The following is a 20,247-nucleotide window of genomic DNA, read 5'->3' on the forward strand; positions in this document are numbered from 1 at the left end:
GTCACTCTTGTAGCTCATGGCAAGGTTCCTGCTGAGTTTGCATACAATCGCCGGCACGGGAATGCCGGTTTGGCGTTAGACTTAGCCAAAATGCGGCACAATACGCGCGTGATTTCCGACATTATCACGCCTTGATGCGGCGTGGCGTCTTTCGCAGGCCCTGCCAAGGTTCCTTAAAGGAAACGGAATTCCCCGAAACTGGCCGCCTAGGGCGCCCAGGCGCGCTGATCCGGAACAAAGAGCGTAAGTTCGCTGCCCAGCTGCAGCCGGCCGGGATGTTCGACCCAGGCGGTGATTCCCCGGCGATTCTGCGCCGCCGGCTTGAACCGCGCGCCAAAGCCCGCGTGATCCTTTTCGATCTCGCGGCCCGGCAGCACGCAGGGGCGGTTTTCCATGTCCACTGTCAGCGTCACCCCATCCGGCCCCTGCAGGCGCGAGGACGGCGGCACGAAGGTGAAGTCCGGAATGCCGCGCAGCACGATGGTTGCGCCCAGATGCGCAGGGCTCACGCTGTCCATCCCCATGTCCCCCGCGATCAGTGCCAGTTCCTCTTCCGACAGGATGGTCAGCTGGCGCACGTTTCGGATTTCGGTGCCTTCCGGGTACAGGTTCCTGACCCGCACGCAGGAGGCGCGGTTTTCGCCTTCATGGCGCCCGCCGGCAATGCCGCCAAAGCCCAGGTCCAGATGGTCTGCGGGCACCGCCTGCAGTCCGCTGCCTGCAGGCACATGGCCCAGCCAGGTAATCTGTCCTGTGAATTCCGTTTTCCGCAGCACCGGCATGCCCGCTCTCCCTCGCATAACCCTTTGACGTTGCGGCGAGCATACAGACGGCGCGGGCCGGCACCAGTGGTGCCGCGATGGTTTTTTGTGGTCCCGCAGTTCAGCACCGGAAATGAAAAACCCCCGGAGGCCAGCGGCATCCGGGGGTCAAAGCCTTGGGTCATCAGGCGGAGGGCTCAGGCTCCATGCCGCCCTCTGGCGGGGTCTTCTTGGGCTTCGCCTTGGGGATCGCGGTGACCGAGGCGTTGCCCTGATCCTCGCTGTCGCCCTCATCGTCGCCGGCCTGCGGCGGCTCGCCGTTCATCACCCGCTTGATCTCGTCGCCGGTCAGGGTTTCGTATTCCAGAAGGCCCTGCGCCAGACGCTCCCATTCCTCGTTCTTGTCCTTGAGGATCTCCAGCGCCTGCTCATAGCCCTGCTGGATGAAGCGTTTGACCTCTTCCTCGATCAGCTCCTTGGTATGGGCCGAGACCGAGAAACCCGCGGTGTTGCCGGAGTAGCCTTCGTGGGCTTCGGCATAGTCGATGTTGCCGACCTTGTCCGACATGCCCCAGCGCAGCACCATGGCGCGCGCCAGCTGGCTGGCCTGCTGGATATCGCCGGCCGGACCGTTGGAGACGTGGTCCTCGCCGTATTTGATGACTTCCGCCGCCTTGCCCGCCATGGTCATCGCCAGTTTCTGCTGGCACTCATCGCGGTGGTAGTTCAGCCGGTCCATTTCGGGCAGCGACACAACCATCCCCAGCGCGCCGCCGCGCGGAATGATTGTAGCCTTGTAGACCGGATCGCACAGCGGCAGCGCCAGGCCGACAACGGCGTGGCCGGCCTCGTGGTAGGCGGTCTTTTCTTTCTGGTCCTGGGTCAGCACCATCGAGCGGCGCTCAGCCCCCATCATCACCTTGTCCTTGGCGGATTCGAAATCTTCCATGGTGACAAAACGGCGCCCGACACGCGCGGCCATCAGCGCGGCCTCGTTCACCAGGTTCGCCAGATCGGCACCGGAGAACCCAGGCGTGCCGCGGGCGATGATGCGCAGGTCCACATCCGGGCCCAGCGGGGTCTTGCGGGCGTGCACGGCCAGGATCTTCTCGCGGCCTTTGATGTCGGGGTTGCCGACGGTCACGTTGCGGTCAAAGCGGCCGGGGCGCAGCAGTGCCGGGTCCAGCACGTCCTTTCGGTTGGTGGCGGCCAGGATGATGACGCCTTCGTTGGCCTCAAAACCGTCCATTTCCACCAGCAGCTGGTTCAGGGTCTGCTCACGCTCGTCATTGCCGCCGCCATAACCGGCACCACGGTGCCGGCCCACGGCGTCGATCTCGTCGATAAAGACGATGCAGGGCGCGTTCTTCTTGGCCTGCTCGAACATGTCGCGCACGCGGGAGGCGCCGACGCCGACGAACATCTCGACGAAGTCGGAGCCGGAGATGGTGAAGAACGGCACACCGGCCTCGCCTGCAATGGCACGGGCCAGCAGGGTTTTACCGGTGCCCGGAGGGCCAACCAGCAGCGCGCCCTTGGGGATCTTGCCGCCGAGGCGCGAGAACTTCTGCGGGTTACGCAGGAATTCAACGATCTCTTCCAGCTCTTCCTTGGCCTCGTCGATGCCCGCCACGTCGTCAAAGGTGACGCGGCCATGCTTCTCGGTCAGCATCTTGGCTTTGGATTTGCCGAATCCCATGGCGCCGCCTTTGCCGCCGCCCTGCATCCGGTTCATGAAGTAAATCCAGACGCCGATCAGCAGCAGGAATGGCAGGAGCGTGATCAGGAAGGACTGGAAGCCGGACTGCTGCTGCTTTTCAGCGCGCACCGGGATGTTCTTTTCGATCAGCAGCGACGTGACTTCGGCATCGCCCGGCTTGATGGTGACGTAGTTCTGCCCGTCCGTCGTGGTGTAGCGGACCTGTTCCCCGTCCAGGGTGACGGTGCTGACCTTGCCGGTCTCCACCGAACTGACGAAGTCCGAGAAAGTGCGTTCACGGCTCTGCATCGTGCTGCCGGAACCGCTGAACAGATTGAACAGCGCCAGAATCAGCAGAAACAGAACAACCCAAAAGGCGATATTGCGAGCGTTGCCCAAGGAAAGTTCTCCCTATCAATTAGGCGCACCTGTCAGGCCGCCTGCGTTGTGCTTAAAATAAGGATCATTCGGGCAGGTTCAATGCGATAAAAGGGATGCAAAGAACTCTTCTTCATTTGCCACCGGTTCCGCTGTCCATCCATTGCCCAGTCCGGCCACCGGCGCGGCCGCCAGTTCGGCGCCGCGCCACACCGCCGGCGAAGACTCCAGCACGGTGCCCGGCACGCCGGTTGCCCGCCAGGACAGGCATTCAAACAGCCCGTTGCGCCCCAAGGGGCGCACTTCGCAACCCTTTGCATCGCCTCCGAAAACCTTCCACCGGTCGTCCCAGACCTGGCCAGGAAGCGAGGTTACGCCTGCAACCGCCTTGGCCTCGCGGCAGATCCAGATCTGTTTGGATGTTGTCAGCAGATGGCAGCCTGACACGGTCGCCGCGCCGCCGCCACGGGCGGCCAGAACAGCGATTTCCATCGGCACCCGGCGCGGCGGATAGGGAGTTCCCGCCACCCATTGGATAGCCTTGACCAGCAGCCGGTAGCCGGTCTCGCTGGGCAAAGTGCGGAATTTCCGCTGGCACAGGACCACCGCGCCGGCCTGCACGTGGGCCATGTCGCGGGCGGCCAGGAACACGTACCAGTCCAGTGCCTCGCGCGCCTTGTTCATGTTTTCGGCAACCCGGGACAGCACCGTCGGTGTCAGGCCCAGCGGCGCCAGTTCCGCCAGGGCGCGGCGTGCCCGCACCCGTTCATAGCGCAAATCGCTGTTACTGGGGTCCTCGCACCATTCGATGCCGCGTTCCTGCAGGAACTGGCGCAATTCGCTGCGGGTCACTTCCAGCAGCGGCCGCACCAAGGTAACGCCCTTGTGCACCCGGCGCGGCGGCATGCCGGAAAGCCCCGAAACTCCTGAAGCCCGGGCCATGCGCATCAGCAGGGTTTCGGCCTGATCGTCCGCTGTATGCGCCACGCAGAGAGTGGAGATACCGTTGCGCCTTGCCCAGGCACACAGCAGATCATAGCGCGCTTCGCGGGCCTGTTTTTGCAGGTTGCCCTGTCCCGGGCCTTCTTCCCAGCGGATCACCTCATGAGCGATCCCCAATTCGGCAGCGGCCTCGCCTACCCAGTTGGCCTCAGATGTCGATTCCGGTCGCAATCCATGGTCCACGGTTGCTGCCTGAAACTCGACCGGCTCCCCTTCAAAAGCCTCCTTCATCAAGTGCATCAGCGCCATCGAATCGCTGCCGCCGGACACGGCGATGCCAAGCTTGCCGGTCAGTCTGGACTGGAACTGGCCGCGCAGCAGCCCCAGGATATCGCGCCGCAGCCCTGTCAAGAACAGCCCAGCTTGGCCATTTCTGCCGCGGCCTCAACCGCTTGCGAGCCCCCCGGAAAGCGCACCCCGACCTCGGACAGCGTCACGCAAGCCTGATCGGTCTGCCCCAGCCGGCCCAGGGCCGCGCCGAGCTCGAACAGGGCCTTGGGTGCCACTGGTCCGGCAGAGTTGCCGGTGAAGGCCGCCAGATAGGCGCGCGCTGCTTCGCGGGTGTCGCCCAGCCCGTCCAGCGCCTTGCCCCGGCTGAATTCGGCAGCGGGTGCCAGCGGGCTGCCAGGGTAAGACTGGTTGAAGGCCGCGAATTTCTCTGCCGCGTCCTGATACGCGCCGTCCGCCAGCAGCTTTTCCGCAGCATCGAAGTCCGCCTGTTCGCCAATCGCCAGCTCACCGCCGCCAGTTTCGCCACCAGTGCTGTCTGCGCCGATGGCAGGCACTGCCGCACCGCCGGATGCAGGCAGTTCGCCACCGCCCAGCGTCGTGGTTTCCTTCAGCGCGCCTAGATCGCCGCCCTCCAGCTCAACCAGGCGGAATTCCAGGTCACCGATCCGGTTGGTGCCGTCGGTGACGATACGGTCGATCCGGTGATTCATCTGCTCAGTCTGCAAGGTCAGCCGCTGCAATTCGCTCTCGATCGCAGCGACCCGATCCAGAACCGTATCACCGGAAACGTCCGCCGAGGGCGCCCCGGTTGTCGACATCTCCCGCTTCAGGCGCTGGATTTCCACATGCAGAACCGTCAGTTCCTGGCGGATGTCGGCCAGCGTCTGGCTGTCCTGCGCCGCCAGCGGCACCGGCAGCAGCATCACGGAGGCGAAAAGTAAGGTGCGCAGGCACTTCATGGGCTTATCCCGTCAGCCCGCCGGCCAGCACGGTGACCGCGCGGCGGTTCTTGGAATAGCAGGCCTCGTTCGAACAGATTTCCAGCGGGCGCTCCTTGCCATAGCTGACAACCTTGAGTCGGTGGCCCGCAACCCCTTGGGAAATCAGGTATTCCCGCGCGGCATTGGCGCGGCGGGCGCCCAGGGCAAGGTTGTACTCGCGGGTGCCCTGCTCGTCTGCGTGGCCCTCGATGGTGACAACATAATCAGCGTTCTGGCTCAGCCAGCGCGCCTGGCCCTGCAGGATGCCCTGTGCCTCCGGCGTCAGCGTCGACTGGTCCACCAGGAACAACACCCGGTCGCCAACGGTCTGCTGGAAATAGGCCGGGCTTGCCGGATCCAGAGACCCTGCCCCCAAGCCGGCGCCTGCACCGGCGCCGCTGCCGTTTGCCATGTCATCCCACCGGTTGTTGCTGCAGGCTGCCAAGCCCAGAACGGCAACAGCCGCAATTGCCAATTTCAAACCGCTCATGTTCTCTGCCTATCCCTTTTTGCGTTTCTTGACCGGAAATTAACACATGCCCGGATCAGGTTCCATGCGGGTATCCCGCCAATTCATTTCACTCAATTCTGCAATGGCGACCAGGCTGGATCCGAGGCCCCGTCCGGTGTCTTCACAGGTTTCAGATTGCGACCGGTGATGTCCACCGAATAAAGCAGCGCCCGCCCGGCGCTGCCCTGGCTTTCGCGGGTGAACATGATCACCCGGCCATTGGGCGCCCAAGTCGGCCCCTCGTCCAGGAAAGATGCCGTCAGCAGCCGCTCCTCGCCGCCGTCTGTACGCATCACACCGATATGGAAGCGGCCCTTGTTCTGCTTGGTAAAGGCGATCATGTCGCCGCGCGGCGACCATACGGGTGTGCCGTAGCGGCCCTCACCAAAGCTGATCCGCCGCGCCTCACCGCCGCCTGCCGGCATCACATAGAGCTGCTGGCTGCCGGAGCGGTCGCTTTCGAACACGATCTGGCTGCCATCCGGAGAGAACGACGGTGCTGTCTCGATCGAGGGTGCCGAGGTCAGCCGGGACTTGGCGCCGGTGCTGATATCCATCGAGAACAGATCAGTATTGCCCCCCTGGGTCTGCGAATAGACAATGGTGCGCCCGTCGGGTGCGAACCGCGGCGCAAAGCTCATAGTTCCGTCGCCGCTGGACAGCACTTTGCGCTGCACCTGGCCCACGTCCAGCACATGGATCTGCGGGAAGCCGCTTTCATAGCTAGTGTAGAGCACCCGGTCGCCGGTGGGCGAGAACCGCGGCGCCAGCACGATGGAGGCGCTGTTGGTCAGGTATTGCACGTTGGCGCCGTCGTAATCCATCACCGCCAGCCGCTTGCGGCGGTCGTTCTTGGGGCCGCTTTCGGAGACATAGACCACACGGCTGTCGAAATAGCCGCTTTCACCGGTGATCCGGCTGTAGACCGCATCTGCCACCTTGTGTGCCATCCGGCGCCAGCCGTCGGTGGTGCCGTTGAACTGCAGGCCGGTGCCCAGCTCCTTCTCGGCAAAGACGTCATGGCCGCGGAAGCGCACCGTCAGCTGGTTGCCGTTGACGCTGACCGCGCCGGTGATCAGCGCCTGCGCGTTCACTGCCTTCCAGTCGGCGTATTTCACCGCGCTGTCAAAGCTTGCCACCTTGGAGATATGGGCGCTGGCCGGCACTTCCCGGAACAGGCCGGTGCCGCTCAAGTCGGCTGCGATAACCCGCGCAATCTGGGCGGCGTACTCTGACGCTGCCGGGGTTTCCGGCACGAAATCCGGCACCGCATAAGGCAAGGGTTCGATCACGCCCTGGTCGATCTCGATGCGGAGCGGGCCGTCCTGAGCCATGGCCGCGCCCGCGCCTGCCGCCGCCGCGGCACCGATCAGAAGAGCTGCCAGTATTTTCCTCATTTGATCCGCATCCTTTCAGGATTGAATGTCATCTCAATATCGCGCCATTGCGAATATTTTTCAGGGGGAAGCTGAAAGCCTGCGGACCCGCAGCGGATAATTGCCCGCCGGGCCGCCTCATAGGCCTGCTTTGCCGCCGCCGACGATCCGCCGGTGCTGGACAGCATCCGAATCGAGCCGGTGTCGGGCTTACCGTCCTGCGACAGTGAAACACCCACGACCACGGTTGTCTTCAGCGCATCCGTAGACAGCGAGCCAACGTTCCAGCAGCGCGACACCTCAACCCGCAGCGCGTCCTTTTCTCCCAGCGTCAGCGGCGGGCCGGAAGGTTCCGGCGCCTCCACATCGGCACCGCCTGCAAGCGCCTCAGCCAGCGCATCCGCAACTGCATCCGCAGTATCCGCCTGCGGCGTCTCAGCAGGTTCAGCAGGCTGCGCCGCTTCCGTCACCTGCGGTTCCGGTTCCGGCTGGGGCCGTGCGGGCCGGGTCCTGGGCCGTTTGGAAACCGCAGGCGCGGCAGAGGCTGCCACGTCCTCCCCCTCGTTCTCCTCGGTCACGATCCGGTCGCTGGCCGCCTCGCGCGCAGTGGCGTCCTGCACGTCCTGCGGTGTCTCAGCACCTTCGTCAGGCGCAACTTCCGGCTGGACGATGTCGTCGATCCTGGTGTCCGGCTCCGGCGGCGCAACAGGCTCTGGCGCCACCCGGTCCACCGGGCGCGGCGCGGTTTCAGGCCTCACTTGCGGCACCAGCGAGGCCACATCCGGCTCCTCCGCGGCAGACGGCAGCTCGATCGGCACCTCCGGTTCAGGCGGTTGATCGGGCAGCTCTGCCACCTGCGGATCCGGCTCTGCCGGGGCAATCGGTTCAGGCTGCGTGATTTCCGGTTCCGGATCCGGCCGGGGCGCAGGTTCCGGCGCAGGCTGCACTTCGGCAGGCTCCGCCAGCGGCGCAGGCTCTGGCGACACCTGCGGCGCCTGGCGCTGCTGGCTCAGCTTCTCGAATTGTTCCGAGGAAATCAGCGCCACCTGCTGCACATTGGACGGCAAGGGTTCGGACGGGAACCAGGCGCCGAAGACAACCCAGGTCATCAACAGCCCATGGCCTGCCAGCGAGATTTTGGTTCCGGTCTGCACCGTCCGCGTCCCTGCCTACTGCCCTGTGCCTTCAGCCCGCTGCCCGTCCAGCGCCGGGCCGCCGGTGTCAGTCACCAGCCCCACGTTGGAAAAACCGCCCGCATTCAGCGCGCCCATCACCTGCATCACGTCCGAATAGGCTATCCGCCCGTCGGCGCGCAGAAACACCCGGTCCGAGGACCGCTCTGCCGCAATCGCCCGCAGTTTGGCCACCAGTTCCTCGCGCGCCACCGGCGTGGTCTGGATCTCCACGCCGCCCTCGGCGGTCATGGTGACGGTCAGCGGTTCCTCCTCGTCGCCGGGCAATGCGCCAGCGGCGGTCTTGGGCAGTTCCACCGGCACCCCCACGGTCATCAGCGGCGCCGCCACCATGAAGATGATCAGAAGCACCAGCATGACGTCCACAAATGGCGTCACGTTGATTTCGGACATCGGCCGGCCGCGGCGGCGGCGGCGGCCCCGGCGGCGGTCGCCGCCTCCCGAAGGCTGCTGGACTGCGGCGCCCATGGCCTCAGGAGTCCAGCTGGCGGCTGAGGATGGTGGCGAACTCATCGGCAAAGGCCTCATAGCCGCCGATGATGCGGTCGCTGTCCGCGCTCAGCTTGTTGTAGAAGACCACCGCCGGGATCGCCGCCAAGAGGCCCAGGCCGGTCGCCATCAGCGCCTCGGCAATGCCCGGCGCCACAACGGCGAGGTTGGTGTTCTGCTGCTCGGCAATTTCGATAAAGGCGGTCATGATGCCCCAGACGGTGCCGAAGAGACCCACGAAGGGCGCGGTGGAACCCACGGTTGCCAGCACCGACAGCCCGCCCTGCAGGCCTTCGGTCTCCTTGGCGATGGCGACATCCATCGAGCGGTCGATACGTGCCTGCGCGCCGGGGATCAGCCCGCCGTCGCTGCGGTGGCTGCGGCGCCACTCGCTCATCCCGGCCGAGAAAATCCGCGCCGCCTGGCCCGAGGGTTCGGACCCCAGCCGCTCAAACAGCTCATCCAGCGGGTTGCCGGACCAGAACGCCCGGTCAAAAGCATCCGCTTCCCGGCGGGCAAGACGGTAGTTGATGGTTTTCTGGATAATGATGCCCCAGGACCAGATCGAGGCCCCCACCAGCATCAGCATCACCAGTTTCACGGTTACGGTGGCCCGCGCGAAAAGGCCCCACATGGAGAAATCAATCTCCTGCGCCAGCGCCAGAGTTTCTGCTTCCATTCGCCTGCTCTACGGTTTTTCCCAGCCGTTTATCCGGCCTTATTTGGCAAGACGCTAGCGCAGATCAATGGCAAAGGCCATTAAAACAGGCGCACGGGGGCCAAATGTTACCGCAATGCGCGAATCTCTGCCGGAAGCCGGGCCGGTTTGCCGCCCGTTGTGATGCAGACAATGGTGATCTGGGCACGGAACAGCGGCTGGCCGCCGCGGGTGACTTCCTGATTCAGGACCATCCGGGCAGGTGTTACATTGTGCATAGAGGTGGTGACCAGCAGTTCCTCGTCGAACTTGGCAGGTGCCAGGTAGTCCGCCTCGATCCGGCGCACCACATAAATCAGACCGGCCTCGCGCATGGCGTTCTGATCCACCCCAATGCCCCGCACCCAGTCGCTGCGGGCGCGCTCGATGAAGCGCAGGTAGTTGGCGTGATAGACAATCCCGCCCATGTCGGTGTCCTCGTAATAGACCCGGACGGGGAATTGGTGGTTCATTGCCTGCGCTCCTGCATTTGCTTGCGCACCCTATGGGCGGCACCAATCCGCTGCAAGCGGCTCAGCCCTCCAGCGGATACTCCGCCAGAATGTCATACCGCGCGCCCTCTGGCGCCAGCGTCGACTGGAACAGCACGAAACTGTCTGCTTCGCATTCCAACCGGAACTCCGATGCTGCGGACAGGTAGCGTGCGATCTTTTTCACCTGGCTCACCTCCAAGTGACGGGAAAAGCGTGCCAGCGTCACATGGGGGCGGAAGCGTTCGCGGGACAGCTCGATCCCGGCGGTGCGGCAGGCGCTGCGGACGTGGTCGCGCAGGCGGGTCAGTTCCCGCGTTTTCTGAACCTGAGCCGCCAGAACCCGCGGCAGCTTGCCTCCAAAGGTGTCCAGCCCGCGGAACGTCAGCTGCAGGGGCGGCACGCTGATCTCTGCCATCAGCTGATGCAAGGTTTGAAGCGCGTCCTCCGGCTGGTTATCGAGGAAGGCCAGAGTCAGATGCATGCTCTCTGCCGGGACCTGCCGGCCCACGGTCAGCCCTTCCTGCACGCGTTCCAGCGCGTCCAGGGCTGCGTCCGGCAGCAGCAGGCCGACAAAGGCGCGCATCAGGACTGCGGCGGCTCTGCCGGGGCCTGCAGGCGGGCAAACAGGCGCAAGGCGTGGGATTTATCCTCTGCCGCCACCGGCATCATCCTGTCGTAAGCGGCAGCAATCACCCCCGCGATTTCGGGCCGCAGGATGGTGGCGCCGGTCTCTGGCAGCACCGCCAGCGGCGACGCCTCGGCAAAGGCCGCATCGCCCCACATCAGCGCCACTTGCACCGCCTGGGTGAGCGCCAGCGTCTCGGCCGGCATCTGCGCCATTGCTCCTTGCATCCGCAGGAACACAAAGGCTGCCTTGATGCCGCCCTGATCGTCAAAGCGGAAGGCACGGTACTGGCTGGCGTCTGCTTCTTTCAGCCGTGCGATCAGCGGCTGCAGGCCCGGGATCAGGCGGTCGAGGTCCGGCACTTCCAGAAGTTCATCCCAGTCGCGGAAGAAAAAGAACATCAGGTTGGAGCCCAGCTCCGGATCGGTCTCGGCCATCTGATGGCCCGCCAGCGTCATAACCGCCTCCAGCGCGCCTTTGACGGTTTTCAGGGTCTCGTCCTGCACCCCGAACACAATCGGCGCCACCGGCCGGCCCCAGCGGGCAAAGGCGTAGGCGCCGTCGTGGCGGGTGAACAGGGCTTCGATCTGTTCCGGCGTCAGGTCTGGCAGCTGGGCGGTCATGGGCGTCTCCTTGATCCTGCCCCGTCTATGCCGTCTGCACCGCGCGGCGGCAAGGGGGGCTCCCGCGCCTGCCCGGTCTCCTGGCTATGCCAGGCCGCCGGAAGCAGCCTTGGGCCTGGCGCCGCTGGCGCGGCGCGGCACCGGCTTGACGCAACGGCGCCGCGCGGCAGCGCGGCGCCCGGCCCAATGGCTGCGGCGGCATCCTTGATGCCTCTGCAGCAGGCGGAAGCCCCTCTTGCAACAGCAAAGGCCAGTCCTACCCGAACAGGTCGCTCTGGCTGCGCGGCGGCGCCATGCCGAGGTGGGTCCAGGCCTTTTGCGCCAGCATCCGTCCGCGCGGGGTGCGCTGGATCAGCCCTTGCTGCAGAAGGTAGGGTTCTATCACCTCCTCCAGCGCGTCGCGGCTTTCGCTGAGGGCAGCCGAGATCGTCTCGATCCCCACCGGGCCGCCGCCGTAGTTTTCGGCAATCAGCTTCAAATAGCGCCGGTCAGCGCCGTCCAGCCCAAGCTGATCCACCCCCAGCCGGGTCAGGGCGCCGTCAGCCAGTTCCCGGGTGATGGTGCCATCGCCCTCGACAACCGCGAAGTCCACCACGCGGCGCAGGAGCCGCCCGGCGATCCTAGGGGTGCCCCTTGCGCGCCGCGCGATCTCGCGGGCGCCGGCATCATCGGCTGGGGCGCCCAGCTTGCGGGCGTTGCGGCTGACGATCTCAAACAGCTCATCAATGGTGTAGAACTGCAGCCTGGTCGGGATGCCGAACCGGTCGCGCAGCGGCGTGGTCAAGAGACCCATCCGGGTGGTGGCGCCGACCAGTGTAAAGGGCTGCAGCTCGATCCGCACGGTCCGTGCTGCCGGGCCTTCGCCGATCACCAAGTCCAGTTCGAAATCCTCCATCGCGGGATAAAGCACCTCCTCCACCGCCGGATTCAGACGGTGGATTTCGTCGATAAACAGCACATCGCGCGACTCAAGATTGGTGAGGATTGCTGCCAGGTCACCCGCCTTGGCCAGCACCGGGCCGGATGTCATGCGGAAGTTCACCCCCAGCTCGCGCGCCACAATCTGCGCCAGCGTGGTCTTGCCGAGGCCCGGGGGCCCATGGAACAGCGTGTGGTCCATTGCCTCGCCCCGGCGGCGGGCGCTTTCGATGAAGACGCGCAGGTTGGCGCGGGCTTCGGCCTGGCCGATGAACTCGCCCAAGCCCTGCGGGCGCAGGGCGCGGTCGTTGTCTTCCGGCAGCGGCTCGGGGCGCAGGGCGGGATCGGCGTCAATCATAACTATGTATCCGCAATCTGTGGAGCAGCGGTCAGGGCAGCGCCCGTCCCGGCGGGGTGGAAGCGAAGCGCCCGCCCAGTGGGGGGCGGGACGGTCGCTGCCCGGCCTAACAGCCGGGCGGAACACGAAACTTCAAATGGCATGCCCATTACCCCTTTGGCGCAAGCAGCCGCAGCGCGGCACGGATCAGCTCGGCCTCATCCGCATCCGGATAGGTCGCTGCCGCCTCTGCCACTGCGGCAGCTGCATCCGACGGCCCATAGCCCAGATTGCCAAGCGCCGACAGCGCACCAGCTGAGGCAGCGGCTGCCCCTGAGGGTTTCTTTGGCGGTGCCTTGCGGGACGGTTTGGCCGCGGGCGCGCCCCCCGCGTCCTCGACCAGCTCCAGCCCCGGGCCGTCCATCGCATCGGCAACGGTCCCGCCCATCGCCATCACGCCAGGCGCCTTGTCCTTGAGGTCGAGCACGATGCGCTGCGCGGTCTTGGGCCCAACGCCCTTGGCTGCCTTGACCGTGGCCCAGTCGCCAAGTGCAATTGCCCGGCTCACTCCGTCCGGCCCCAAGGCACCGAGGATCGCGAGCGAGACCTTGGCGCCAACCCCCTGCACCGAGGTCAGCAGCCGGTGCCATTCCTTCTCCACCAGCGAGGTGAAGCCGTAAAGCTGCATCAGATCCTCACGAACCACCATGTCAGTGTAGAGCGCAATGGCTTCGCCCACGCCCGGCAAAGCCGCCATAGTGCGGTCGGAGCAATAGACGATATAGCCGACACCGCGCACGTCGATCAGCACATGATCCTGCGCCCGGTAGTCGAGACGTCCCGTCAGCTTGCCGATCATGCGCGTTTCTCCCTCAGCTGGCGCTGCTGCGTGCCGCCGTAATAGGCGTGGCAGATCGCAATCGCCAGCGCATCTGCGGCATCGGCGTTCTTGGGCAAACACCCCGGCAGCTGCAGTTTCACCATATGCATTACCTGCTCCTTCTCGGCGTGGCCGACGCCCACCACGGTTTTCTTGACCCGGTTCGGAGCGTATTCGCCCACCACAAGCCCGGCCTTGGCCAGCGTCAGCAGCGCCACACCGCGCGCCTGGCCCAGCTTCAGCGTGCCGGCGCCATCCTTGTTCACAAAGGTCTGTTCGATTGCCGCCTGATCCGGAGAGAAGGCTTCGATGATCTCAGTGACCTGATTGTGCAGGGACAAGAGCCGCTCCCCCAGGTCATCGCCGTCAGAGGTGCAAACGCCGTTGGCAACGTGGCTGAGGCGGGTGCCGCGCGATTCGATTACCCCCCATCCAAGGTTCCGCAACCCCGGATCAATTCCCAAAATCCGCATGATGTGCCTGCCCCTGCCCGCATGCCGGCCCGTTTGCCGGAAATTATTTTAACGTACGATTAGCACAAAAGGCGAACATGTCCAATCGCTTTCACATCGGATTGTTCTCGCTGAGAGCACAAGTGCGGCCTGGAAACGACCGTTCATAATGGCGGAAACGACATTTTCGCACTTGTTCAGCACCGCAAGGGAAACCCCTTATTTACAAGGCGGAAAGCTATGCGCACAGCGCATATGACACATGCATTTTCAGGTCTTGCTGCGCAGATATTCCGCCACTAGATGCCCGCCATCGCAATAACGCGACGGATGCTAACAGCTAATCAGAGGACACGGATATGGCCGCATTTGATACCACCCGCACCACCTATGGTTCCACCGGCCTGTTTGGCCGTTTCGGCGCTCTGGTCGCCGCCGCAACCGGCGCATTCGCCGCCTGGAATGACGCCCGCGTGACCCGCAACGCGCTGAACGGCCTGTCCGACCGCGAGCTGGCCGACATCGGCATGTGCCGCGGCGACATCGATGGCGTGGCCACCGGCAAAACCGTCTTCTAAGACACCCCTGATTTCGCCCTCCTCCTCCCTTGGGGCGCACAGGGAAACGCCGCGGACCTGAACAGGCCGCGGCGTTTTTTGTTGTCCTGCAGCCCCAGCGGGCCGGGGAGAACATAAAATAAGGCCGCTGCCCTGCCAGCGGCCTTTGATATTCGTCTTCAGAGCGGAGCAGCGCTTAGCGCAGAACCGGCCCGATCTTCTGAGCGATGTATAGGGAAGCGGGTTCTGCCTGCATGAGGAACGCGCCGGCGCGTTCGACCGCACTGCCCCCTGCCAGTTTCACAACCCGGTCATCATAGCTGGCCGAACCAAGTGCTGCGATCAGGAACCCCTTGAACAGCAGAAAGGCGGCGGTGAAGAACACCACCGTGCGGGCCGAAATCCGGGACTGCACCCGGCGCGGCTGAATCACCAGCAGCCCGTCCGGCCGCATCTTCGCGGAAAACCCCTCGGACAAGGCCGCATGCTTGCGGTTGATTTGCTTCAACCGCGAATGAAACTGATCACGATGTTCGACCATCACTAGTCTCCGAACTGGCCCCCACCAGCGGATGGCCCATGATTGGCTAAAAATGCGGCGAAAATGGGGCAAGCATCTCAAATTTGCCGCAAACTTAGTTCAATCAGTCCGTTTTACGGAGAAGTAACGTTGTCCATTCACCAATTTCGTCCCGGCGCGCCAGATTGGTGCCGTTCTGTGCATAAACGCTGACCACGTCATCGGCCTGCTCGTTCAGGATTCCGGAGAGAATCGCATAGCCGCCCGGGCGCAGATTCGCTGTCAGGTCCGGCGCCAGGGCAACCAGCGGGCCCTTCAGGATATTGGCGAAGATCAGGTCATAGGGCGCCTGCGCCTGCAATTCCGGGTTGTCAAAACCCGCAGCCTCCAGGCAGATGACCTGACCTTCCATGCCATTGGCCTTGAGGTTGGCTTCGGCCACCTCAACCGCCACCTCATCAATGTCGCTGGCCAGGATGGCGCCGTCCCAGACCCGCGCAGCGGCCATCGCCAGCACCGCGGTGCCGCAGCCGATGTCAGCCACTTTTTCGCCGCGGAAGCCCTCGTCCAGCAGATGGTCCAGCGCCTTGAGGCAGCCCAGCGTGGTGCCGTGGTGGCCGGTGCCAAAGGCCATCGCAGCCTCGATCAGCAGCGGGATCTTGCCCGCCGGCAACTTGTCCGCGTCGTGGGAGCCGTAGACGAAAAAGCGGCCTGCCTCGACCGGGGCCAGCTCGCGGCGCACATGGGCGACCCAGTCGGTTTCCGGCACTTCCGAGACCACAAAGGGCTTGGCCTCATGCACCGCGGCCAGCAGTGCCAGGCCCGCCTCGTCGGGGGCTTCGGTGAAATAACCGCCAACCTCCCACAGGCCGGAGCCATCCTCCATCTCAAAGACGCCGATGCCGGTAGGTTCAGGGTTCAGCCGCTCCATGGCTTCGCCCAGCGCTTCGGCCTGGGCTTTTGCGGTGAGCGTGGTGAGGGCGGTGAATGTGGGCATGGCGTTGCTCCTGAAACTGTTGCCATGCGCCTAGGCTTCCGCGCGCCTCGCGTCAAGCGCCCGCCTGTCCCGAGGCTAGGCACCGCCTGCGCTTAACTCATGCGCGGGCGCTCCGCCCCTTGCCGGGGCGGACGGGTCATTCCGCGGGCGCAGGCCGTGCGTATTTGCTGAAGATGGTCTCGTTGCCCGGTTCCGGGTGGCGCGGGATCAGCAGCGACAGAGACAGCGACACCAGCGCCATCGCGGCTGCCAGGGCAAAGACCAGGCCCGGTTCATAAACCCAGAGCAGGCCCAGCAGCACTGGCAGGAACACCGCGGCGATGTGGTTGATGGTGAAGGCCACCGCCGCCGTGGGAGCGATGTCGCCCGGGTCGGCGATCTTCTGGAAGTAGGTCTTGAGCGCCAGCGCCAAGGCAAACAGCACATGGTCCACTACATAGAGCACTGCCGCGATGACCACGCCCCAGCCGAACCAGTAGATGCCGCCATAGGCCGCAAACACGATGGCCAGGCCTGCGTATTCAAAGATCAGCGTACGGCGTTCGCCAAAGGCGGCCACGGCGCGGCCCAGCAGCGGTGCCACGGTCATGTTGATCACCAGGTTGACCAGGTAGAGCCCGGTCAGCTCATGCACTTCAAAGCCGAATTTCTCGACCATCATGAAACCGGCAAAGACCACGAAGATCTGCCGCCGGGCACCCGCCATGAACTGCAGCGCATAATACAGCCAATAGCGCTTGCGCAGGATCAGCTTCTTGGTCTGCGGGTGCGGCGCGTCGAACTGCGGATAGGCAAAGAGCGCAAACAGGGCGATGGCAGCGGTCAGCCCGCCTGCGGCCAGGAACACGGTGTTGTAGCTGAGGCCCAGGCTTTCCCAGGTCAGCACGATCAGCCCGTAGACCACCAGCGTGGCTGCCGACCCGGCAGCGACCAGCCAGCCCAGCGTCTGCGGCGCGCGGTCCTTGGGCAGCCATTGCAGCTGCAGCGACTGGTTCACCGTCTCGTAGTAGTGGAAACCGATGGAACTGAGCAGGGTCACCATCAGGAGCCCCCCAAGCGAGGGGAACCAGGCAGTGACGGCGGTGGCCACCCCCAGCATCACCAGTGAAATCAGCCCCAGCACCTGCTCACGCATGAACAGGATCACGGCGATCACGCCAACGGCCAGAAAGCCCGGGATTTCCCGCACGGTATGCAACAGACCGATGTCGGCACCGTCGAAATTGGCGGCCTCGATCACGAAGTTGTTGAGCAGTGCGCTCCAGGTGTTGAAAGCAATCGGCATCGCCAGCGCCATCAGGAACAAAAGCGTCACGGGACGGCGCCAGAACGGGAGGCTCTGGGCCTCGGAAAGGGGCATCGGTTTGAACATGAGCAAGGGTTTACGCCTGTTCCGCCGGTCTGGCGAGGGGGAAAGAGGCCTTGCACATCTAGCTCCGCATCAGCGCGCAGAGGCCTTTCATGCGAGGCTCTGCCTCGCGCTCCGGGATACTTGAGGCCAGAAGAACAAGGGATCCGCTCTTCTTTTGGCCGAAAATATCCCGGGGGAGGCCGCAGGCCGGGGGCAGCGCCCCGGCCCGGTCTCAGAAAAAGCTCTGCGGGTCGATGTCGATGCTGAGGCGCAGATCGCCCTTCAGGCGCAGCGGCGCGGTCCAGCGGGCCAGCGCCTCCTGCAAAGGCACGCCTTTCGGCGCCTTGACCAGCAGACGCACGCGGTGGCGGCCGCGGACGCGGGCAATGGGCGCAGGCGCCGGGCCGAACAGCTGGGCGCCGATCTGGCGCAGCGGGCCGTCGTTGCGGGCCATGGCGTTGCCGAGGTCGAAAACCGCTGCCAGGTCCGGACCCGACAGGATGATCCCGGCCATGCGGCCATAGGGCGGCACCCCGGCAGCCTGGCGTTCGGCAGCTTCGGCTTTCCAGAAGCTTTCCTCATCCCCCGACAGAATGGCGCGGATCACCGGGTGCTCGGGCTGGAAGGTCTGCATCAGGGCCTCGCCCGGGCGTTCGGCGCGGCCTGCCCGCCCCGCCACCTGGCGCATCAACTGGAAGGTCCGTTCTGCCGCGCGCAGGTCGGAGCCTTGCAGGCCAAGGTCAGCGTCAATCACCCCAACAAGCGTCAGCAGCGGGAAGTTGTGGCCCTTGGCGACCAGCTGGGTGCCAAGAATGATGTCCGCCTCGCCCGCGGCAATCTCTTCGATCCGCTGCTTCAGCGCGCGGGCGGAGCCGAACAGGTCGGAGCTGAGCACCGCGATGCGTGCCTCCGGGAACAGGCCCGTGGCTTCCTCTGCCAGCCGCTCGATTCCGGGGCCGACGGGGGCCATCTTGCCCTCCACCTCGCAGGAGGGGCAGGCCTCCGGCACCGGCTTGGTCTCGCCGCACTGGTGGCACATCAGCCGTTTCATGAAGCGGTGCTCCACCATCCGCGCGTCGCAATGGTCACAGGCCACCTGCGCACCGCAGGCGCGGCAGATGGTGACCGGGGCAAAGCCGCGGCGGTTCAGGAAGAGGAGCGATTGCTCGCCGCGCTCCATCCTGAGGGTCATCGCTTGTTTCAAGGTCGGCGAGATCCAGGTGGAGGGCAGCAGGTCCTCTGACCGCATATCCACTGCGCGCATGTCCGGCAGCACCGAGGCGCCGAAGCGGGAGGTGAGGTTCAGCCGGTTGTATTTCCCGGCCTCGGCATTGGCCCAGGTCTCCAGCGACGGCGTGGCCGAGGCCAGAACCACCTGCGCCGTACACATGGCGGCCCGCAGCACCGCCATATCGCGGGCGTTGTACAGAACCCCGTCCTCCTGTTTGTAGGAGGTGTCGTGCTCCTCATCGACGATGATCAGACCCAGATCGCGGAACGGCAGGAACAGCGACGAGCGGGCGCCGATCACCAGCTGTGCCGCCCCCTGCCCGACCATCTTCCAGACCCGGCGGCGTTCGGTCATGGTCGCGCCGGAGTGCCACTCGGCGGGCCTGGCCCCGAACCGGGCCTCAACGCGGGTGAGGAACTCCGCCGTCAGCGCGATCTCCGGCAAGAGCACCAGCGCCTGCCGCCCGGCGCGCAGGGCGGCGGCGACGGCCTCCAGATAGACCTCGGTCTTGCCGGAGCCGGTGACGCCTTTCAGGAGTGTGGTGCCATATCGCCCGCTGTGGACGCCTTCGGCCAGCGCGGCGGCAGCCTTGGCCTGGTCCTCGGTCAGCTGCTTGGAGGGCAATTCCGGGTCCAGATGCGGATAAGGAGTGTCGCGGGGGGCTTCCTCCTCGCGCAGGGCGCCCTGCTTGACCAGCCCCTTCACCACCGACGGCGTGACATCGGCCATATCGGCAAGTTCCTTTGGCGTGAAGGCGAGGCCGCCGAACTCCTCCAGCACCTCGAGCACGCGGGTGCGGGCATCTGTCATCCGGTCCGGCACACCGTCGCCACGGCGCAGGATCTTGCGCATCGAGGGCGGATCTGAAAGCCCCGGCGCACGGGTCGCCAGCCGCAGCATCGCGGGCATGGGTGTCAGGGTGTAATCGGCGGCCTTGCCGAGGAACTGGCGCATCTCTGTCCGCATCGGCGCCACGTCCAGCACCCGTATCACCGCGCGCAGTTTGGCCGAATCGAAGTTACCCGCACCCGGCCCCCAGACCACGCCCAGCACCTTGCGCGGGCCCAGCGGCACCTCGACATAGGCGCCGAGGAAACAGCCGCCTTCCGGCGCGCGGTAATCCAGAAGACGGTCAAGGGGTTGCGTGGTCAGAACCCCAACCCGTTCGCCTGCCTGAAAGAACTCCTGCCCGCTCATGCTGCTGCCTATGTTGCCGCCCGTAATCCCATGAGGTAAAGGCAGAAGCGACCGAGGCCAACCCATCCAAAGGACTGCCCCATGAAATTCTTCGTAGATACCGCCGAGATCGACGCCATTGCCGAGCTGAACGATCTGGGCATGGTGGACGGTGTCACCACAAACCCGTCGCTGATCAAGAAATCCGGCCGCGACATCATCGAGGTCACCAAGGAGATCTGCGATCTGGTCGACGGGCCGGTCTCTGCTGAGGTCACCGCAACCGATGCCGAGACCATGATCGCCGAAGGCCGCAAGCTGGTGGAGATTGCCGAGAACATCGCAGTGAAAGTGCCGCTGACCTGGGACGGCCTGAAGGCCTGTAAGACCCTGAGCGACGACGGCCACATGGTGAACGTGACCCTGTGCTTCTCTGCCAACCAGGCGCTGCTGGCGGCCAAGGCCGGCGCGACTTTCATCTCCCCCTTCATCGGGCGTCTGGACGATATCAACCTGGACGGCATGGAGCTGATCGAGGACATCCGCACCATCTATGACAACTACGGTTTCGAAACCCAGATCCTGGCGGCCTCGATCCGCTCCGTGAACCACGTGCTGGATTCGGCCCGCATCGGCGCTGACGTGATCACCGCGCCGCCCGCGGTGATCAAGGCGATGGTGAACCACCCGCTGACCGACAAGGGCCTGGATGCCTTCCTGGCCGACATCAAGGCGGCTGAGATCAAGATCCTCTGATCCGCTCCTCTGA

The 20,247-nt window shown here is 64.9% G+C and carries 21 protein-coding genes; 2 read left to right on the top strand and 19 right to left on the bottom strand.

Annotation, left to right across the window (positions count from 1 at the left end):
* Positions 1 to 206 precede the first annotated feature (206 nt).
* The 15 genes from RA26_RS10040 to ruvC all read right to left on the bottom strand — a co-directional run bounded on the left by RA26_RS10040 (position 207) and on the right by ruvC (position 13,667).
* Complete coding sequence (locus RA26_RS10040; RefSeq protein ID WP_039183458.1) at positions 207 to 782, bottom strand: MOSC domain-containing protein; 576 nt, start codon at positions 780 to 782, stop codon at positions 207 to 209.
* A gap of 163 nt (positions 783 to 945) precedes the next feature.
* Positions 946 to 2,859, bottom strand: a complete 1,914-nt coding sequence (gene ftsH / locus RA26_RS10045; protein WP_039183459.1) for an ATP-dependent zinc metalloprotease FtsH — start codon at positions 2,857 to 2,859, stop codon at positions 946 to 948.
* 78 nt (positions 2,860 to 2,937) lie between these two features.
* Positions 2,938 to 4,191, bottom strand: coding sequence for a tRNA lysidine(34) synthetase TilS (tilS, locus tag RA26_RS10050; protein ID WP_082015800.1), 1,254 nt, complete (start codon positions 4,189 to 4,191; stop codon positions 2,938 to 2,940).
* Positions 4,188 to 5,030 (bottom strand): tol-pal system protein YbgF, encoded by an 843-nt coding sequence (gene ybgF / locus RA26_RS10055; RefSeq protein WP_039183460.1) that lies wholly within the window; start codon positions 5,028 to 5,030, stop codon positions 4,188 to 4,190. Before ybgF ends, tilS begins: the two co-directional genes overlap by 4 nt.
* Positions 5,031 to 5,034: 4 nt before the next feature.
* Complete coding sequence (gene pal, locus RA26_RS10060) at positions 5,035 to 5,541, bottom strand: peptidoglycan-associated lipoprotein Pal (protein WP_039183461.1); 507 nt, start codon at positions 5,539 to 5,541, stop codon at positions 5,035 to 5,037.
* Positions 5,542 to 5,633: 92 nt separating this feature from the next.
* Positions 5,634 to 6,959, bottom strand: coding sequence for a Tol-Pal system beta propeller repeat protein TolB (tolB, locus tag RA26_RS10065; RefSeq protein ID WP_039183462.1), 1,326 nt, complete (start codon positions 6,957 to 6,959; stop codon positions 5,634 to 5,636).
* On the bottom strand, positions 6,956 to 8,092 hold the full coding sequence (locus RA26_RS10070; RefSeq protein WP_039183464.1) for a hypothetical protein: 1,137 nt from the start codon (positions 8,090 to 8,092) through the stop codon (positions 6,956 to 6,958). Before RA26_RS10070 ends, tolB begins: the two co-directional genes overlap by 4 nt.
* Positions 8,093 to 8,107: 15 nt before the next feature.
* Positions 8,108 to 8,599 (bottom strand): protein TolR, encoded by a 492-nt coding sequence (gene tolR / locus RA26_RS10075; protein WP_039183465.1) that lies wholly within the window; start codon positions 8,597 to 8,599, stop codon positions 8,108 to 8,110.
* A gap of 4 nt (positions 8,600 to 8,603) precedes the next feature.
* Positions 8,604 to 9,299, bottom strand: coding sequence for a protein TolQ (gene tolQ, locus RA26_RS10080; protein ID WP_039183467.1), 696 nt, complete (start codon positions 9,297 to 9,299; stop codon positions 8,604 to 8,606).
* A gap of 107 nt (positions 9,300 to 9,406) precedes the next feature.
* Positions 9,407 to 9,790, bottom strand: a complete 384-nt coding sequence (gene ybgC / locus RA26_RS10085) for a tol-pal system-associated acyl-CoA thioesterase (RefSeq protein ID WP_039183469.1) — start codon at positions 9,788 to 9,790, stop codon at positions 9,407 to 9,409.
* A 61-nt stretch (positions 9,791 to 9,851) separates the two neighbouring features.
* Entirely contained in the window at positions 9,852 to 10,394 is a 543-nt protein-coding gene (gene thpR, locus RA26_RS10090) for an RNA 2',3'-cyclic phosphodiesterase (protein WP_052272375.1), read from the bottom strand.
* Positions 10,394 to 11,059 (bottom strand): hypothetical protein, encoded by a 666-nt coding sequence (locus tag RA26_RS10095; RefSeq protein WP_039183473.1) that lies wholly within the window; start codon positions 11,057 to 11,059, stop codon positions 10,394 to 10,396. The genes thpR and RA26_RS10095 overlap by 1 nt, the downstream gene beginning before the upstream one ends.
* A gap of 256 nt (positions 11,060 to 11,315) precedes the next feature.
* Positions 11,316 to 12,335, bottom strand: a complete 1,020-nt coding sequence (ruvB, locus tag RA26_RS10100) for a Holliday junction branch migration DNA helicase RuvB (RefSeq protein WP_039183476.1) — start codon at positions 12,333 to 12,335, stop codon at positions 11,316 to 11,318.
* 148 nt (positions 12,336 to 12,483) lie between these two features.
* Entirely contained in the window at positions 12,484 to 13,173 is a 690-nt protein-coding gene (gene ruvA, locus RA26_RS10105) for a Holliday junction branch migration protein RuvA (RefSeq protein WP_039183477.1), read from the bottom strand.
* Positions 13,170 to 13,667: a crossover junction endodeoxyribonuclease RuvC gene (gene ruvC / locus RA26_RS10110; RefSeq protein WP_039183479.1), complete on the bottom strand. Its 498-nt coding sequence runs from the start codon at positions 13,665 to 13,667 to the stop codon at positions 13,170 to 13,172. Before ruvC ends, ruvA begins: the two co-directional genes overlap by 4 nt.
* A 338-nt stretch (positions 13,668 to 14,005) precedes the next feature.
* Here ruvC and RA26_RS10115 point away from each other — a divergent pair, with 338 nt between their 5' ends.
* Complete coding sequence (locus tag RA26_RS10115) at positions 14,006 to 14,224, top strand: DUF1127 domain-containing protein (RefSeq protein ID WP_039183481.1); 219 nt, start codon at positions 14,006 to 14,008, stop codon at positions 14,222 to 14,224.
* A 175-nt stretch (positions 14,225 to 14,399) separates the two neighbouring features.
* On the opposite strand, the gene RA26_RS10120 is transcribed toward RA26_RS10115, so the two are convergent.
* The 4 genes from RA26_RS10120 to RA26_RS10135 form a co-directional block, all read right to left on the bottom strand.
* Complete coding sequence (locus RA26_RS10120) at positions 14,400 to 14,744, bottom strand: hypothetical protein (RefSeq protein ID WP_039183482.1); 345 nt, start codon at positions 14,742 to 14,744, stop codon at positions 14,400 to 14,402.
* Positions 14,745 to 14,847: 103 nt separating this feature from the next.
* Positions 14,848 to 15,720, bottom strand: coding sequence for a 50S ribosomal protein L11 methyltransferase (locus tag RA26_RS10125; RefSeq protein ID WP_039183484.1), 873 nt, complete (start codon positions 15,718 to 15,720; stop codon positions 14,848 to 14,850).
* A gap of 136 nt (positions 15,721 to 15,856) precedes the next feature.
* Positions 15,857 to 17,092, bottom strand: coding sequence for an MFS transporter (locus tag RA26_RS10130; protein WP_039183485.1), 1,236 nt, complete (start codon positions 17,090 to 17,092; stop codon positions 15,857 to 15,859).
* Positions 17,093 to 17,303: 211 nt separating this feature from the next.
* Entirely contained in the window at positions 17,304 to 19,499 is a 2,196-nt protein-coding gene (locus RA26_RS10135) for a primosomal protein N' (protein WP_039183487.1), read from the bottom strand.
* A gap of 81 nt (positions 19,500 to 19,580) precedes the next feature.
* Between RA26_RS10135 and fsa the strand changes: the two genes are divergently transcribed.
* On the top strand, positions 19,581 to 20,234 hold the full coding sequence (gene fsa, locus RA26_RS10140) for a fructose-6-phosphate aldolase (protein ID WP_039183490.1): 654 nt from the start codon (positions 19,581 to 19,583) through the stop codon (positions 20,232 to 20,234).
* Positions 20,235 to 20,247: the final 13 nt, after the last annotated feature.

The organism is Leisingera sp. ANG-M7, from assembly GCF_000813965.1.
Classification (GTDB): domain Bacteria; phylum Pseudomonadota; class Alphaproteobacteria; order Rhodobacterales; family Rhodobacteraceae; genus Leisingera.

Bases quoted from the DNA above. Each gene is read 5' to 3' on its own strand.
- RA26_RS10040 (WP_039183458.1), bottom strand. From the start codon at position 782: ATGCCGGTGCTGCGGAAAACGGAATTCACAGGACAGATTACCTGGCTG.
- ybgF (WP_039183460.1), bottom strand. From the start codon at position 5,030: ATGAAGTGCCTGCGCACCTTACTTTTCGCCTCCGTGATGCTGCTGCCG.
- pal (WP_039183461.1), bottom strand. From the start codon at position 5,541: ATGAGCGGTTTGAAATTGGCAATTGCGGCTGTTGCCGTTCTGGGCTTG.
- tolB (WP_039183462.1), bottom strand. From the start codon at position 6,959: ATGAGGAAAATACTGGCAGCTCTTCTGATCGGTGCCGCGGCGGCGGCA.
- tolR (WP_039183465.1), bottom strand. From the start codon at position 8,599: ATGGGCGCCGCAGTCCAGCAGCCTTCGGGAGGCGGCGACCGCCGCCGG.
- tolQ (WP_039183467.1), bottom strand. From the start codon at position 9,299: ATGGAAGCAGAAACTCTGGCGCTGGCGCAGGAGATTGATTTCTCCATG.
- ybgC (WP_039183469.1), bottom strand. From the start codon at position 9,790: ATGAACCACCAATTCCCCGTCCGGGTCTATTACGAGGACACCGACATG.
- thpR (WP_052272375.1), bottom strand. From the start codon at position 10,394: ATGCGCGCCTTTGTCGGCCTGCTGCTGCCGGACGCAGCCCTGGACGCG.
- RA26_RS10095 (WP_039183473.1), bottom strand. From the start codon at position 11,059: ATGACCGCCCAGCTGCCAGACCTGACGCCGGAACAGATCGAAGCCCTG.
- ruvB (WP_039183476.1), bottom strand. From the start codon at position 12,335: ATGATTGACGCCGATCCCGCCCTGCGCCCCGAGCCGCTGCCGGAAGAC.
- ruvA (WP_039183477.1), bottom strand. From the start codon at position 13,173: ATGATCGGCAAGCTGACGGGACGTCTCGACTACCGGGCGCAGGATCAT.
- ruvC (WP_039183479.1), bottom strand. From the start codon at position 13,667: ATGCGGATTTTGGGAATTGATCCGGGGTTGCGGAACCTTGGATGGGGG.
- RA26_RS10115 (WP_039183481.1), top strand. From the start codon at position 14,006: ATGGCCGCATTTGATACCACCCGCACCACCTATGGTTCCACCGGCCTG.
- RA26_RS10120 (WP_039183482.1), bottom strand. From the start codon at position 14,744: ATGGTCGAACATCGTGATCAGTTTCATTCGCGGTTGAAGCAAATCAAC.
- RA26_RS10125 (WP_039183484.1), bottom strand. From the start codon at position 15,720: ATGCCCACATTCACCGCCCTCACCACGCTCACCGCAAAAGCCCAGGCC.
- RA26_RS10130 (WP_039183485.1), bottom strand. From the start codon at position 17,092: ATGTTCAAACCGATGCCCCTTTCCGAGGCCCAGAGCCTCCCGTTCTGG.
- RA26_RS10135 (WP_039183487.1), bottom strand. From the start codon at position 19,499: ATGAGCGGGCAGGAGTTCTTTCAGGCAGGCGAACGGGTTGGGGTTCTG.
- fsa (WP_039183490.1), top strand. From the start codon at position 19,581: ATGAAATTCTTCGTAGATACCGCCGAGATCGACGCCATTGCCGAGCTG.